We start from the raw sequence: 12,162 nt of genomic DNA on the forward strand, positions 1-12,162 counted from the left end.
CCGCTGCTCCGGCCAGGCGGGGGACTGGACAGGTACGGAGCAGTCGACACACGGAGAGTCGCCGAACGTGACAGGTGGCGAAATGTCACCTGTTGATCCTCAATACTCCTTAATTCGTCGTAAATCGCCCGTGACGCATCGTGAGCTGGGCGAAGAGTCGCGAGCCGCTCATCCGCGCCGCGACAAGGTTCAGCGCGGGCCTCCGCCGCGTACAGCGCCCTGCCGCTCACCGGCCACGGCGCGTTCATCTCCGGAGGGAGGGTGGGGTGATCAAAGGGTGCCCTGGTCATCCGAGCTTTGCCCGGAGCTTTGCCGTGACCTGGCACACCTGAGCGGGGTGTCCGAACCAGCCTCCGCCGAACCCGCCCGCCCCGCCGCATCCGGTGATCTGAACGCGACCCGGTCACCTCCGAGTTCCGCCCGGTCAGGGACGGTGCGGTCCTCGGCTCTGTCGTCCCTTAGCCGATGTTCCGGGCGGGGGTGAACGTGCGTGCGCGTCGGCCGACCTGCGCGGCTCACGCCGGTGAGGGCCAGTTGACGAGGGATTAAGCGCTGTGAAACCACCCTGAAACAGCACCAAGTGCAGGATTGAGGTGTTCGAGAGCCAGCGTGAGAAGGGACCGAAACGTTGCTGTTCACGCCCGTCGCCCCGGTTCCGACCGTGCACCACCTGCCCGGTCACGATCGCTGGCATCCGGAGATCCCGCCCGTCGCCGAACTGATCGCGGGCGGCTCCGTTCGAATGCGGTGTCAGGGCGGCGAGCTGCTGTGTGGCCCGGTCGGAGTGGTCGGCGCGGAGCCCGGCGACCTTCTCATGGTCGAGGTGCTCGGCATCGGCGGTACGGACGGCCGCCCCGCGACCGGCGCGCACCCGGGCATCCTCGGTCTCGCCCCGTCGCACGCGATGCTCCGGGACCCCGCCGGTGATCCGACCGGCGCGGTCTTCGGCCGCGTCGCGCCGACCACGGCCGGACACGCCCACGTCGCCGCGTACCGGGACCGGGCCTCCTGCCGGGCCCTCACGCCACGGTCGCAGATCCTGCTGCCCGTGCACGTGGCCGGTGCCCGCATCTCCGTGGGAGACCTGCACTTTCTCGAGCGGGGCCGCTGCCGTACCGCCGACGGCTGGATCGACCTGCGCATGCATCTGACCAAGCGGGGAGTCGAACGGTTCCGGATCACCGAACCGGTGCTCATGCCGCTCACGACCAGCTCCCTTGACGCGACCGTCGCCGGTCTGACCGCCGACGTCGCCTGAAGCTCGCGCAGGCGCGCGAAGGAGGAGGTGAGTGCCTAGCGGATAGCGTTCGGAAACCGTCAGGAGGCACCGACGCCGGGGGGAGCGACTCGTCTCCCGCGCCCCCCGGCGTTTCCTGTGCGTGGCATGCTGGAGGCGATGGACGACTCCGACCTGGTCGGATTCGCCACCAGGCTGTTCGGCCTCGCCCGGACCGGCCAGGCCGCGGCGCTGGCCGCGTACGTCGACGCCGGCGTCCCGGCCGACCTCACCAACGACAAGGGCGACTCCCTGCTGATGCTCGCCGCCTACCACGGCCACGCGGACACGAACGACCGGGGCCAGACGCCCGACGCGGGCGCCGACCCCACCGCGGGGAACCCCTCAGCCGTCGAGGCCGCCCGGATGTTCGGCCATGACGACCTCCTGGCCTGGTTCGAGGGGTAGCGCCAGGGGCCGCGTCAGCCGGACGCCTGGTCGCTGTCCCGGAAGCTGCCCCAGCCGTGCCAGCGGTCGATCTCGATCCAGGCGCTGACCCGGCCGCGGTCCCGTTGCGGGTACGGCCGGCCCCCGTACTGCACGGACAGCCGGTCGATGTCGGAGAGGTCCTCGTCGTCGCGGATCTCGGTCACGTGGCCGATGAGGGTCACGTGGGTGTACCAGTTATCGGAGTCGAGGACCGTCAGCGTGACCCGGGCGTCGTTGCGAAGGTGGTCGAGCCGCTTGCGGCCCCCGTCCATGTTGATCAGCACCCGGCCGTCGTCCCACAGGTACCAGGTGGCCGTGGACACCGGCTGCCCGTCGGATCGCACGGTGGCGATGACGGCGGGGTTGGGCTTCTTCAGCATGGCGATCGCGTCCTCCGGGAGCGGCGGCTTCGACATGACGCGTCCTCCTTCTGCGATGCGCGGCCCCGTGGGGCGGCCACGCCGGGTGATCGACGGGATGCATCTCCACGCTGCCACACCCGTCCGCGCCACCGCGCAGCGCCCCTCTCAGGGCGTCGACGGCCGGTCGTCGTCGACAGCCGCGGAAGCATCGCCAGGAGATCGATCTCTGCGCCAGGGTCGCCATCGGCGGGTCGTTTGGCGACCATGAATCCTTCTTTGAATATCTAAGTTAGGTATATAGTCTGCCTCGGACGGCGCAGCGACCGGAGGTCCACCACGCCGTCAAAAAGTTTACCTAAGGTAGCTAAGTAGCCGCTCGTTCCGGCGGTGCGACTGGAAGGAGCAGCGATGAGCGGTTCGACGAGAGGCACCGTCCTGATCTCCGGCGCCAGCATCGCCGGTCCGGCCCTGGCCTTCTGGCTCGGCCGGTACGGCTTCGACGTCACGGTCGTGGAGAAGGCGGCGGCGCTGCGCGGCGGCGGTTACCCCATCGACATCCGGGGCACCGCGCTCGAGGTCGTCCGGCGCATGGGAGTGCATTCCCAACTGCGGGAGGTCCACGTCGGCACCCGGCGACTCACCTTCCTGAACCCCGACGGCAGTCCGATCACCTCGCTCCGGCCCGCCGCCCTGGTCGGCGGAGCCGAGGGCTCGGACCTGGAGGTTCCCCGGGGGGATCTCGCCGAGATCCTGTACGACGCGGTCCGCGACCACACCGAGTTCCTCTTCGACGACTCCATCGCCGCCCTCGACGACCACGAGGGGGGAGTGGACGTGACGTTCCGCAGCGGGGCCAAGCGCACGTTCGACCTCGTCGTCGGCGCCGACGGCCTGCACTCCCACACCAGGCGTCTCGTCCTCGGCCCGGAGGAGCCCTTCCACCGTTACATCGGGTACTGCTTCGCGGGCTTCACCATGCCCGACGACCTCGGCCTCTCCCACGAAGGCGTCATGTGGAACAGGCCAGGCCGGGCCGCCGCCCTCTACGCCGCCGGCGACGAGCTGTTCGGCATCTTGAGCTTCACCCGCCCCGAGCCGCCCTTCGCCGCCTTCCGGAACCCGGACGCGCAACGCGACCTCGTCGCGTCGGTCTTCCCCGACGAGGAGTGGGAGATCCCGCGCATGACCGCGGCCATGCGTGCCTCCGACGACCTCTTCTTCGACGTCGTCAGCCAGATCCACCTGCCCCGGTGGTCCGCCGGGCGGGTCGCCCTCGTCGGGGACGCCGCGTACGCGCCGTCGTTCCTCACCGGGCAGGGGACGAGCCTGGCGCTGGTCGGCGCGTACATGCTCGCCGGTGAACTGGCCACCGCGCCGGACCACACGGCGGCGTTCACCGCGTACGAACGGTCCACGCGCGCGTTCGTCGAGCTGAACCAGGCGCTCGTCACCGAGGGGAACGCCGCCCTCTTCCCCAGCACCCCGGAGGCCCTGGCCGAGCGCAACGACGCGCTGCGCCGGCTCACCGCCCTGCCCGGTGAGACCGAACGCCCCGAGCACTCGGCGCTCACCCTTCCCGCCTTCGCCTCCGCGACCTGACAGCCGAAGGGCATAAGAGAACGGTCCGGCCGCTGCTCGCGGACCGGACCGTTCGTCGTTTTCGTCGTGGCGACCGCGTCACGCGGCCAGGGGCACGTCCATGCGCTGGGCCATCTCCCGCATGCGGCGCAGGGCGGCCAGCTCCATCTGGCGGACCCGCTCGGCGGACACACCGAGGCGGCTGGCGATCTCCCGGCGGCTGTGCTCGGTGCCGTCCTCCAGGCCGAACCGGGCCCGCAGTACGGTCGCCTCGCGCGGCTCCAGGCGCTCCAGCATGTCGTCGATGATCTCGAGCTGGACGCCGGCCATGGCCTCGTCCTCGGGTGACGGGGTGCTCTCGTCCGCCAGCAGGTCGCCGAGCGAGGTCTCCTCGTCCTCGCCGACCACCGCGTCCAGGCTCGCCGGGGTGCGGTCCCAGCGGTCCAGCTCGCCGATGCGCTCGACCGGCAGGTCCAGTTCGGCGGCCAGCTCCTCGCTGGTCGGCTCCGAACCGGTCAGCAGCACGAGCTCACGGCGGGCCTTGCGCAGCCGGTTCACGTCGGTGTGCACCGCGCCCGGCAGCCGTACGGACCGCGACGAGTTGGCCAGCGCCCGGCCGATCGCCTGCCGGATCCACCAGGTCGCATAGGTGGAGAACTTGAAACCACGCCGCGGATCGAAGCCCTCGACGGCCCGGATCAGGCCGATCGTGCCCTCCTGAATCAGGTCGAGCAGGCTCAGGCCGTCCGTGGGGTACCGCCGGGCGACGCTGACGACGAGACGGAGATTGGCCAGGATGAAGCGGTCCTTCGCGGCGTCGCCGCGGGTCGCGAGCTCCTCCAGCTCCTCGCGGGTCGCGCCGTCCGGCAGCGTGCCCTCGTCGAGGTGGTTGTGGGCCAGCAGCCCGGCCTCCATCGCCAGCGCGAGCTCGATCTCCTCTTCGGCGCTCAGCAGTGGCGTGGCGGCGATCTCGTCGAGATAGGCCCCCAGCAGGTCGCCGTCCGCCGCCCGTCCCGGCCGCCTGACGCGCCTGCCGTCATTCGTGGTCGCCGCCATGGCCACCTCGCTCTCACATCGAATCCCAAACGGATCAACGCGGATGTGTCCTCTGCTGTTCCGCGATACCCGATTGCGGGCACCCTCAACACGACAGAGAGCACCCGAGGCGTTGCCGCAGGTGCTCTCTGCCATGGTGCGTCATGGCGACCGTGATGCGAGAGGTGTCAGGCGCGAACGGCCTGGATCTCCAGGGAGATGTCGACCTTGTCGCCGAGGAGGGCCTTGTCGCCGGACAGCGGCACGTTGAACTCGATGCCGTACTCCTTGCGGGAGAGCGAGCCGGTGGCGGTGAAGCCGGCGCGGGTGCCGCCCCACGGGTCCTCGCCGACGCCGTTGAACTCGACGTCGAGCGTGATCGGGCGGGAGACGCCGCGGATCGTGAGCTCGCCGTCGAGGAGGTTCTTGCCGCCCTCGCTCCGGACGCCCTTCGTCACGAACTTCATCGTCGGGTGGTTCTCGACGTCGAGGATGTCGGCGGACCGGACGTGCGCGTCCCGGTCGGCGTTGCGGGTGTCGATCGAGGTGATCTCGATCTCGGCGGTGGCGGTGGAGGCCAGCACGTCCTCGGCGATCTCGACGGAGCCGCTGAACGCGGTGAACGAGCCGCGAACCTTGGACATGAGGTGGCGGATGGTGAAGGTGACCTCGGAGTGGGCCGGGTCGATGTTCCAGGTGCCGGCGGTCAGGCCCAGCTCGGCGGCGGTTACGCTCATGGTCGCTCCTGTGCTTGAATCTTCAACGATCGGAACGGTTCGGAGTTTAGTTGAAACTTCAACCGAACACAACTCCGTCCCGCACTTTTCGAACCGGCGTCGCACGCCCCGCATTCCGCCCCAGCGGGTCGGTACCCGCCACTGAGGTGTCCCGAACGCTCGGTCATCGCGTCGGCGAAGCGGGATGACGGTGGCATGGCGCCACCGTCATCCCGCTCCCCCCGAGCGTTCCGCTCGGCGCCGCCCTCGTGGGCGGAGCGCCACGGTCACTCCGGCGGTCGTTCGCAGGCGGTCAGAGCCCGGTCCGTACGCTCTCGGCTCCAACGGTGACGCGGGCGAGCGCGCCGATCTCCAGTGCCGTCCACAGCGAGCCGTCGGGGCCGAGGGCGATGCCGTGCGGTTCGGAGTTCCGGGTGGGCAGGGCGTGCACCTGGATCGTGCCGTCCGGGGTGATCGAGCCGACGCGGTTGCGGCCCCATTCGGTGAACCACTGCCGGCCGTCGTCGCCGGGGGTGATGGCGTGCGGGCGGGCGGACCGGTCGGGCAGCGGAAACTCGGTGATCACGCCGTCGGTGTCGATCCGGCCGATCTGGCCGGCGTCCATCTCCACGAACCACAGCGCGCCGTCCGCGCCCGTGGCGATGCCCACCGGCGCGGCGCCCTCGGTCGGCAGCGGGTGGACGGCGGTCTCCCCGTCCATGCCGATGCGGCCGATCGCGTTGGCCTGGTTGAGGGTGAACCACATCCCGCCGTCGGCGCCGACGGTGATCATGGAGGGGAGGGCGCCGGTCGGGAGCGGGAACTCGGTGACCTGGCCGTCGGTGGTGATCCTGCCGATGCGGTCGGCGGTGGTCTCGGTGAACCACAGCGCCCCGTCCGGCCCGGCGGCGATGCCGAACGGTCCGCGGTCCGGACTCGGGAGCGGGAACTCCGCGATCGTGCCGTCGGTCGTGATCCGTCCGATCCGGTGTGCCTGGTACTCGCTGAACCAGAGCGCGCCGTCCGGCCCGGCGGCGATGATCGTCGGCCGGCACTCTGGATCGAGCCGGTGGCTCGTGGGCTCGCCGCCGGGGACCAGACGGCCGATCTGGCCGCTGTGGATCAGGGTGAACCACAGCGCCCCGTCCGGCCCGGTCGTGATCGCGTACGGTCCCGCGCCCGGGCCGGAGACGACCTGTTCGACGATGGACACGGAGGTCATCGGCTCTCCTTTCGGTGGTGTTCGGCGGCGACGCGTTCGATGGTCAGGCCGAACAGTTCTTCGCTCGCGGAGGGGGTCTGGAGGGCGTCGAAGGCGTCCACGAGTCTTCTCTCCTCCCACCGGAAGTGGGATTCGAGGATGGCGGTCAGTCCGTCGAGCTCCCGCCCTACCTGTTCGGCGTTGTCCGGGGTCAGCGTCGTGAGGAGCCCTTGCAGCCTGCGGAGGATGTCGGCGACCAGCTCATGATCGCGCCGCAGCTCGTCCAGCACCGGAACCAGCTCGGGGAACCGCTCACCGAGAACCCGGAACGCGGCGGTGTCCTCGCCGGTGTGGTGCCGGGTCAGTGCCTGGCAGAAGGCCGTGCAGTGCGCCCGCAGCGGAGCCGGAGCCTGGGGGTTCGCGTCGCCGGCGTGGTCGGCGACCTCGTCGCGGAGCCGCGCCAGCTCCTCACGGAGCCACTGATGAACCTCGATCAGTTGCCGGCCGAGGGCCCGTGCCCGGGCACCGGAACCGGGCGAACGCGGGGTGGATTCAGGGGGAGGCAAGGGCATGAAGCAGCTTTCGATCAAGGAGAGCAGACGGAACGGATCGCCGGAATCGGCTGCGCGGCCGACGGCGGCGATGACGGGTCTGGCTGGACCGCGGTCGGGGCCGACGTGGGCCCCGGCGTCACTCAGCGGGAAAGAAGACGTGGACGCATGGCGGTCTCCTTGATCACATGCCTCCATGCCGACGCCGTCCCCCTGGCGCCGACACGCGACACAGGGAATTGCCTATCACGGCGCCGCGATGGTGATCAACTCTCCGCCTCGCGCCGACGGAGTCGAGGCTCGTGATCATCACGGGTCGGCTGCCGTCCGAGAGCAAAGGGGCCCGGCGCGACGGCCGGGCCCCTGCGTTCAGCATGGCAGCGGATCACCGCCGGCCGGCCCTCAGGGCCAGACGTCGCCGGCGATCTCCGCGATCTTCGCGATGACGCCGCCCACAGTCGAGCCACCCGAAGAGGACCGTGAGGACCGGCCCGAGGACCGGCTCGAAGACGGGCCGGAGCGGGTGTCCCTCGGCTTGTTCTCACCGCTCTCCTTGAAGTAGCGGATCGCGGCGTCCTTCTCCTCTTGCGTGGCCATTCGAATCTCCCCTGATTGGGTCTCGCGGGATTCGCGAGACTGCTTAAAGAAGATCGTCTGTCCCGAAGACGAGTTGGCCAGTCGTAGCGTGCGCGGTACGTCGAGCGGCCCGGGCAGGCGGCGGACGCCTCGCCGGGCGGATCAGATCAGGCGAAGACGGTTCCGGTCTCGGTGAAGAGCGCCTCCAGGACCCGGAGGGCGCGCCAGGCCTTGGTCATGCCGAAGCGGGCGGAGAAGCGCACCACCGCGCGTGCCTCGTCGGGAGTGGCGCCCGCTCTGAGGGCGCGGGTGACGTGGACGCGGAAGCTCTCGTCCAGCGTCTGGTACAGCACGTCGACCGTCATCGTCGCGAACGCGCGCTCGCGCGCGCTCAGCAGGCTCATGCCCGCCCGCATGCGGGACTGCAGGTCCATGAAGTCGGCGAAGGACGCGTCGAGGTTGCGCACCGCCTTCCGCGTGGGAGCCGGGATCGGGCTCGCCGAGCCGTCCGCGTCGACCTGGTGGCCGAGCCCGGTGGGGCCGGGCAGGTTCTTCTCCTGCTCGATCTCGGTCAGGCGGGCCAGGGCGGCCAGCGCGGCGGGATATCCGCTGTCGTAGGAGATGAAGCGGAGCAGCTCCCGGAGCTCGTCGGCCGACAGGCCGTGTTCCCGCGCCGTCACGACGTGGGCCTCGTACGGCAGCCCGAGCGTCTGCTGGGAGACGTCGGCGACGAGGGACAGCAGGATCTTCTCCCGCGTCGACAGCTCCGGAGTCTCCTCCCAGAGCACGTGGTCGGTGGCGGCGCTCATCTCCGCGAACACCGGGTCGAGTGCCTTCGCGTGGGTGTCGAAGGGCAGTGGCATGCGGGACCCCCTCAGTAGGTAGACGAATGTAGCGCTACAACTGTAAGGCAATAGTCGTTCCCTTACAATGGGCGAGCCATGGACGAGACCCCCTCAGCGCAGGACGAGATCTCCGAGGAGCGGAGCCCCGCACGCCGCCGCGCGCGCGGCCGCAACCCCCGGGGCCAGGGCGAACGGTTGCGGGACGAGATCCTGTCCGCCACGCTCCGGCTGTTGAACGACCTCGGTGACGACGAGGCGCTGTCCCTGCGCGCCGTGGCGCGAGAGGTCGGCATCGCCGCGACCTCCGTCTACATCCACTTCGAGGACCGCGACGCCCTCGTCTACGCGGCCTTGGAGCGCTGCCACCGCGACCTGGTGCGCGATCTGGACCAGGCCGAGACCGGCGCGGCCGACCCGGCGGCCCGGCTGCGCGCCCGGCTGCTCTTCCTGGGTTCCTGGGTCGGCCGGCACTCTGGCCTCTACAAGGTGCTCCACGAGAGCACCCTCAACCAGCGGACGCACCTGGCGTTCAAGGAGGACCTGACCGACCGCACCACGGCGGCCGTGCAGCGCTGCATGGACGCGGGCCTCGCGCCCGCCGACGACGCGGCGGCGGTATCACTCGACCTGAGGGCGGCCGTCCACGGCGCCGTGTCGATGCGCGTCAACGAGCCCGACCTCCCCTGGCCGCCGCTCGAAGACCAGATCGACCGCTTCCTCACCAAGCTCGTCGGCGTTCGCCTGCCGGGCGGTTCGTAGCCGAATAAGATCATCCGCCATGACCGGTACGAAGACGGTACGCGTCGTGTTCGTCAACGCCGAGACCGGTCAGGAGCTCGGCCGCAGCGAAGTCGCGGCGGAGACGTTGCCGGACACCTTCGAGGTCGACACGGTCCTCCACCTCGGCGACACGGAATGGTCGGTGCGGCGGGCCGAACCGCCGACGGCCGACCGGTTCGTGGCGGCCGGCACCCTGACGCTGACGGTCCGTCGTGTCGAGTCGATGCGCCCCAGCGACATCCTGTACTCGATGCCGACCCTCTACGACCCGCTGCCCCCGTCCGGTGGTCAGGCTCACGACGGGGCGGCCTTCGAGATCCACGAGGACACCTGGCGTCAGGTCGAGATGGTCTCCGCCGAACTCGACGACCAGGTCGCGACCGAGTTGCTCGCGGTACGCCGCATCTACGACGAGCACGCCCGCCGCGACGAAAACGGCCGGCTGTACGGCTTCGACGCGATCCACGTACGGACCGGCCCCGTCCGGCCGCTGCCGCACCCGGTGCCCCTCCAGCGGCTGTCCGACATGCTGCCGCCGACCGACCACCGCTACGCCGGAGTCGGCTATCGGGGCGCCGCCGGCCTCGTCGCCGACTCGTTCGCCTTCGCCGTCGGCCCGCTCGTCCTCTATGGGCTCGCCGAAGGCGACCTCGCCACGACCCTCTGCGCGACCATCGAACGACCCGAAGCACCGGAGCGGCTCACCGCTCTGACCGACGCCCTCGACGACGCCATGCGCTCGTTCGACCTTCGCCTCGTCGACTGGTGCCGCTGCGCCGCCGTCACGGCGGACTCGATCGCCGACTACCTGACCGCCGTCACGCCCGAATAGACGGCCCCCGCCCTTGGCTCCGGTGTTCAAGGACGGGGGACGCTCGGGGGATGCGTGCTACGCGCTTCGGTCGATTGTGGTGATCTCGACGCACTCGCCGCCGTTTTGACCGCTACGGCTCGACTTGCGCCACTCGGCGTTTTTCGGGTCCATGGTTCGCGGGTCAGGCGTCGCGGTCGATCGTCGCGACTTCGACGCACTCGCCGCCGTTTTCTCCGCTGCGGCTCGACTTGCGCCAGTCGGTGTTGTTCAGGCCCATCGTTCCTCCGCCATGTTGCGAATGAATTCGATCGACTCGTGCTGGGGCATGGCGTGCGCCTTGATGGTCTCCCACGCCTCCGAGAGGACCGCCAGGTCATCTCGGCCGCTCGTGACGATGCCTTTGACGGCTGTCTCCACGTAGGCCACGTCGTTCCCGTCCACGGTCGCGATGGTGAACGTTCCCAGGCTTCGGGGGTTCACCGCCGAGCGTACAACCTGAACCGTGAGCCGGGGAGAGGTCGATTCCGCCAGCGCCATGAGCTGGTCGTGCATGACTTTGGCTCCGCCGCGCTCTCGGTAGAGCGCGGCCTCGTCGAGTACGAAGTGCAGCGCCGGTGGCGTTTCCTGGTGCCTGATGGCCTGGCGCTCCATTCGCGCCGCGACGGCGGGCTCGTCGCCCGGGAGCAGGGCCCGCGCGTAGTCCACGGTCTGAAGGAGTCCGGGGACGAGCACCAGGGCGAACGACCGGACGAGCGTGGCTCTCTTCTCCTCTTCGAGCCAGGGGCGGAACCAGCCTGGGAGGCATTCGTTGTCGAGCTGGTCGTAGACGGCCATGAGGGCGCCGCGGGGGAGGGACAGGGCCTCTTCGATGGAGGCGACCTGTTCGCTGCGGGGGCGTAGCTGGCCGGTTTCGAGGTTGCTGAGCCAGCCGTCGGAGTAACCGAGGCGGTTGGCGAGGTCCTTTTGCAGCATTTCGGACGCATCGCGATATGTGCGTACGAGCCGTCCGAGAGTGATGAGCGTTGGGCTCGATTGTCTGCCCATGACACCCCTTTCGCCGGATTTTATCCCGCTCCACGCCAACCTGGCGTGGCCTGTTGGCATCGGCCCTGCGGTCAAGGCCGTTCTCAGGGTAAAGCGCATTGGCCATTGTGGGGGTGGAAATCAGCGACGGAGGTACTTCTCATGCAATGTCGAAGAATCGTCCGGACATCTACACCTGCCGCGCGGCACGACCATGACGTCGCCGGATGAGCTCAGGCGGTCCGTCGACCGGCTCCGCGACGTCCTCGAATCGCTCGGCTCTGAGGGAACGTCGATAGCGGTCGACCTCACCCTTCTGGACCGTCTCGTACAGCGTTATCCGGCGGCCGCCCGAAAAAGCCTCGAACTGCACGACGGAAAGCGGTTCTCGCGCAGCGCCGCCCTTCGCGCGCGCTCCTATCAAGGGGAGGGATGATCACGATGATTCCTGGGCCGGATATCGACCGAGGGGAGAAGTGGCGGCCGTTCGGCGGCCGGGTGGCCGCCAGGCGACCGGGCATGCTGCGCTGGGAGCGCCGCTTCGCCGGCACGCCCGACCAGGTGGGCGCCGCCCGTACGTTGGTGAGTGAGTTGTTCGCCGACGCTCCGTTCGCCGGGAACGCGGCATGGATCACCGGCGAGCTGGCCACGAACGCCATCCGCCACTCGGCGTCCGGGCGTCCCGGCGGGACGTTCACCGTCGCGCTGTGCCGCTGGCCCACCTTCGGCGAGATCCACGTCATCGACGCGGGCGGGCCGAAGGAGCCCCGGCTCCCGAATCGGGACCCGGTCGGCGCCGCCATCGAGGAAGGCGACGACCTGCCGGAGAGCGGGCTGGGCCTGTACGGCATCGCCGCCCTGGCCGACCACTACGGCACCTACCGGCACCGGGACGGCACCCGCGTCGTCTGGGCGCGCCTGCGGTCCGTGTCACCCGGCCGAACAAACGAATGACCCTCATCGCGCCGCAGGCCCT

Annotated in this window: 17 protein-coding genes; 7 read left to right on the forward strand and 10 right to left on the reverse strand. The window is 69.9% G+C overall.

Annotated elements, in window-relative coordinates:
* Positions 1–628 precede the first annotated feature (628 nt).
* The gene (locus ABD978_RS28170) at positions 629–1,258 is read left to right on the forward strand and encodes an acetamidase/formamidase family protein (protein ID WP_345361069.1); all 630 of its coding nucleotides are present in this window, start codon (positions 629–631) and stop codon (positions 1,256–1,258) included.
* 126 nt (positions 1,259–1,384) lie between these two features.
* Positions 1,385–1,684, forward strand: coding sequence for an ankyrin repeat domain-containing protein (locus ABD978_RS28175; protein ID WP_345361072.1), 300 nt, complete (start codon positions 1,385–1,387; stop codon positions 1,682–1,684).
* A 14-nt stretch (positions 1,685–1,698) separates the two neighbouring features.
* Here the strand turns inward: ABD978_RS28175 and ABD978_RS28180 are convergent, their stop codons facing one another.
* The gene (locus ABD978_RS28180) at positions 1,699–2,121 is read right to left on the reverse strand and encodes a PPOX class F420-dependent oxidoreductase (protein WP_345361075.1); all 423 of its coding nucleotides are present in this window, start codon (positions 2,119–2,121) and stop codon (positions 1,699–1,701) included.
* A gap of 354 nt (positions 2,122–2,475) precedes the next feature.
* Between ABD978_RS28180 and ABD978_RS28185 the strand changes: the two genes are divergently transcribed.
* Complete coding sequence (locus tag ABD978_RS28185) at positions 2,476–3,666, forward strand: FAD-dependent monooxygenase (RefSeq protein WP_345361078.1); 1,191 nt, start codon at positions 2,476–2,478, stop codon at positions 3,664–3,666.
* Between the two features lie 78 nt (positions 3,667–3,744).
* On the opposite strand, the gene ABD978_RS28190 is transcribed toward ABD978_RS28185, so the two are convergent.
* From ABD978_RS28190 to ABD978_RS28215, 6 genes are all read right to left on the reverse strand, one after another.
* Complete coding sequence (locus ABD978_RS28190) at positions 3,745–4,701, reverse strand: sigma-70 family RNA polymerase sigma factor (RefSeq protein WP_345361081.1); 957 nt, start codon at positions 4,699–4,701, stop codon at positions 3,745–3,747.
* 167 nt (positions 4,702–4,868) lie between these two features.
* Positions 4,869–5,417: a YceI family protein gene (locus tag ABD978_RS28195; RefSeq protein WP_345361083.1), complete on the reverse strand. Its 549-nt coding sequence runs from the start codon at positions 5,415–5,417 to the stop codon at positions 4,869–4,871.
* 292 nt (positions 5,418–5,709) lie between these two features.
* Positions 5,710–6,618: a virginiamycin B lyase family protein gene (locus tag ABD978_RS28200; RefSeq protein ID WP_345361085.1), complete on the reverse strand. Its 909-nt coding sequence runs from the start codon at positions 6,616–6,618 to the stop codon at positions 5,710–5,712.
* A complete protein-coding gene (locus ABD978_RS28205) occupies positions 6,615–7,169 on the reverse strand; it encodes a hemerythrin domain-containing protein (protein WP_345361087.1) in 555 nt (184 codons plus the stop codon). The genes ABD978_RS28200 and ABD978_RS28205 overlap by 4 nt, the downstream gene beginning before the upstream one ends.
* Before the next feature lie 381 nt (positions 7,170–7,550).
* Entirely contained in the window at positions 7,551–7,745 is a 195-nt protein-coding gene (locus ABD978_RS28210; RefSeq protein WP_345361089.1) for a hypothetical protein, read from the reverse strand.
* Between the two features lie 146 nt (positions 7,746–7,891).
* Positions 7,892–8,587, reverse strand: coding sequence for a carboxymuconolactone decarboxylase family protein (locus tag ABD978_RS28215; RefSeq protein ID WP_345361091.1), 696 nt, complete (start codon positions 8,585–8,587; stop codon positions 7,892–7,894).
* A 78-nt stretch (positions 8,588–8,665) separates the two neighbouring features.
* Between ABD978_RS28215 and ABD978_RS28220 the strand changes: the two genes are divergently transcribed.
* Entirely contained in the window at positions 8,666–9,328 is a 663-nt protein-coding gene (locus tag ABD978_RS28220; RefSeq protein WP_345361094.1) for a TetR/AcrR family transcriptional regulator, read from the forward strand.
* Between the two features lie 19 nt (positions 9,329–9,347).
* Positions 9,348–10,181 (forward strand): hypothetical protein, encoded by an 834-nt coding sequence (locus tag ABD978_RS28225; RefSeq protein ID WP_345361097.1) that lies wholly within the window; start codon positions 9,348–9,350, stop codon positions 10,179–10,181.
* Positions 10,182–10,238: 57 nt separating this feature from the next.
* Here the strand turns inward: ABD978_RS28225 and ABD978_RS44030 are convergent, their stop codons facing one another.
* The 3 genes from ABD978_RS44030 to ABD978_RS28235 are packed head-to-tail and all read right to left on the reverse strand — an operon-like array spanning position 10,239 to position 11,306.
* A complete protein-coding gene (locus ABD978_RS44030; protein WP_425550774.1) occupies positions 10,239–10,334 on the reverse strand; it encodes a DUF397 domain-containing protein in 96 nt (31 codons plus the stop codon).
* A gap of 10 nt (positions 10,335–10,344) precedes the next feature.
* Positions 10,345–10,440: a DUF397 domain-containing protein gene (locus tag ABD978_RS28230; protein ID WP_345361100.1), complete on the reverse strand. Its 96-nt coding sequence runs from the start codon at positions 10,438–10,440 to the stop codon at positions 10,345–10,347.
* Positions 10,431–11,306, reverse strand: a complete 876-nt coding sequence (locus tag ABD978_RS28235) for a helix-turn-helix domain-containing protein (protein WP_345361104.1) — start codon at positions 11,304–11,306, stop codon at positions 10,431–10,433. The genes ABD978_RS28230 and ABD978_RS28235 overlap by 10 nt, the downstream gene beginning before the upstream one ends.
* Here ABD978_RS28235 and ABD978_RS28240 point away from each other — a divergent pair.
* Positions 11,206–11,622 carry a hypothetical protein gene (locus tag ABD978_RS28240; protein ID WP_345362515.1) on the forward strand — a complete coding sequence of 139 codons (417 nt, stop codon included), beginning with the start codon at positions 11,206–11,208 and terminating at the stop codon, positions 11,620–11,622. The genes ABD978_RS28235 and ABD978_RS28240 overlap by 101 nt on opposite strands.
* Before the next feature lie 5 nt (positions 11,623–11,627).
* Positions 11,628–12,140: an ATP-binding protein gene (locus ABD978_RS28245; protein WP_345361107.1), complete on the forward strand. Its 513-nt coding sequence runs from the start codon at positions 11,628–11,630 to the stop codon at positions 12,138–12,140.
* Positions 12,141–12,162 lie beyond the last annotated feature (22 nt).

Origin of the sequence: Actinoallomurus liliacearum (assembly GCF_039542035.1) — a bacterium.
In the GTDB taxonomy this organism is placed as follows: Bacteria; Actinomycetota; Actinomycetes; order Streptosporangiales; family Streptosporangiaceae; genus Actinoallomurus; species Actinoallomurus liliacearum.

Excerpts from the sequence above, each read along its gene's own strand:
- ABD978_RS28220 (WP_345361094.1), top strand. The coding sequence starts at position 8,666 with ATGGACGAGACCCCCTCAGCGCAGGACGAGATCTCCGAGGAGCGGAGC.
- ABD978_RS28175 (WP_345361072.1), top strand. The coding sequence starts at position 1,385 with ATGCTGGAGGCGATGGACGACTCCGACCTGGTCGGATTCGCCACCAGG.
- ABD978_RS28185 (WP_345361078.1), top strand. The coding sequence starts at position 2,476 with ATGAGCGGTTCGACGAGAGGCACCGTCCTGATCTCCGGCGCCAGCATC.
- ABD978_RS28205 (WP_345361087.1), bottom strand. The coding sequence starts at position 7,169 with ATGCCCTTGCCTCCCCCTGAATCCACCCCGCGTTCGCCCGGTTCCGGT.
- ABD978_RS28195 (WP_345361083.1), bottom strand. The coding sequence starts at position 5,417 with ATGAGCGTAACCGCCGCCGAGCTGGGCCTGACCGCCGGCACCTGGAAC.
- ABD978_RS28230 (WP_345361100.1), bottom strand. The coding sequence starts at position 10,440 with ATGGGCCTGAACAACACCGACTGGCGCAAGTCGAGCCGCAGCGGAGAA.
- ABD978_RS28235 (WP_345361104.1), bottom strand. The coding sequence starts at position 11,306 with ATGCGCTTTACCCTGAGAACGGCCTTGACCGCAGGGCCGATGCCAACA.
- ABD978_RS28240 (WP_345362515.1), top strand. The coding sequence starts at position 11,206 with ATGACACCCCTTTCGCCGGATTTTATCCCGCTCCACGCCAACCTGGCG.
- ABD978_RS28215 (WP_345361091.1), bottom strand. The coding sequence starts at position 8,587 with ATGCCACTGCCCTTCGACACCCACGCGAAGGCACTCGACCCGGTGTTC.
- ABD978_RS28200 (WP_345361085.1), bottom strand. The coding sequence starts at position 6,618 with ATGACCTCCGTGTCCATCGTCGAACAGGTCGTCTCCGGCCCGGGCGCG.
- ABD978_RS28245 (WP_345361107.1), top strand. The coding sequence starts at position 11,628 with ATGATTCCTGGGCCGGATATCGACCGAGGGGAGAAGTGGCGGCCGTTC.
- ABD978_RS44030 (WP_425550774.1), bottom strand. The coding sequence starts at position 10,334 with ATGGACCCGAAAAACGCCGAGTGGCGCAAGTCGAGCCGTAGCGGTCAA.
- ABD978_RS28190 (WP_345361081.1), bottom strand. The coding sequence starts at position 4,701 with ATGGCGGCGACCACGAATGACGGCAGGCGCGTCAGGCGGCCGGGACGG.
- ABD978_RS28225 (WP_345361097.1), top strand. The coding sequence starts at position 9,348 with ATGACCGGTACGAAGACGGTACGCGTCGTGTTCGTCAACGCCGAGACC.
- ABD978_RS28180 (WP_345361075.1), bottom strand. The coding sequence starts at position 2,121 with ATGTCGAAGCCGCCGCTCCCGGAGGACGCGATCGCCATGCTGAAGAAG.
- ABD978_RS28210 (WP_345361089.1), bottom strand. The coding sequence starts at position 7,745 with ATGGCCACGCAAGAGGAGAAGGACGCCGCGATCCGCTACTTCAAGGAG.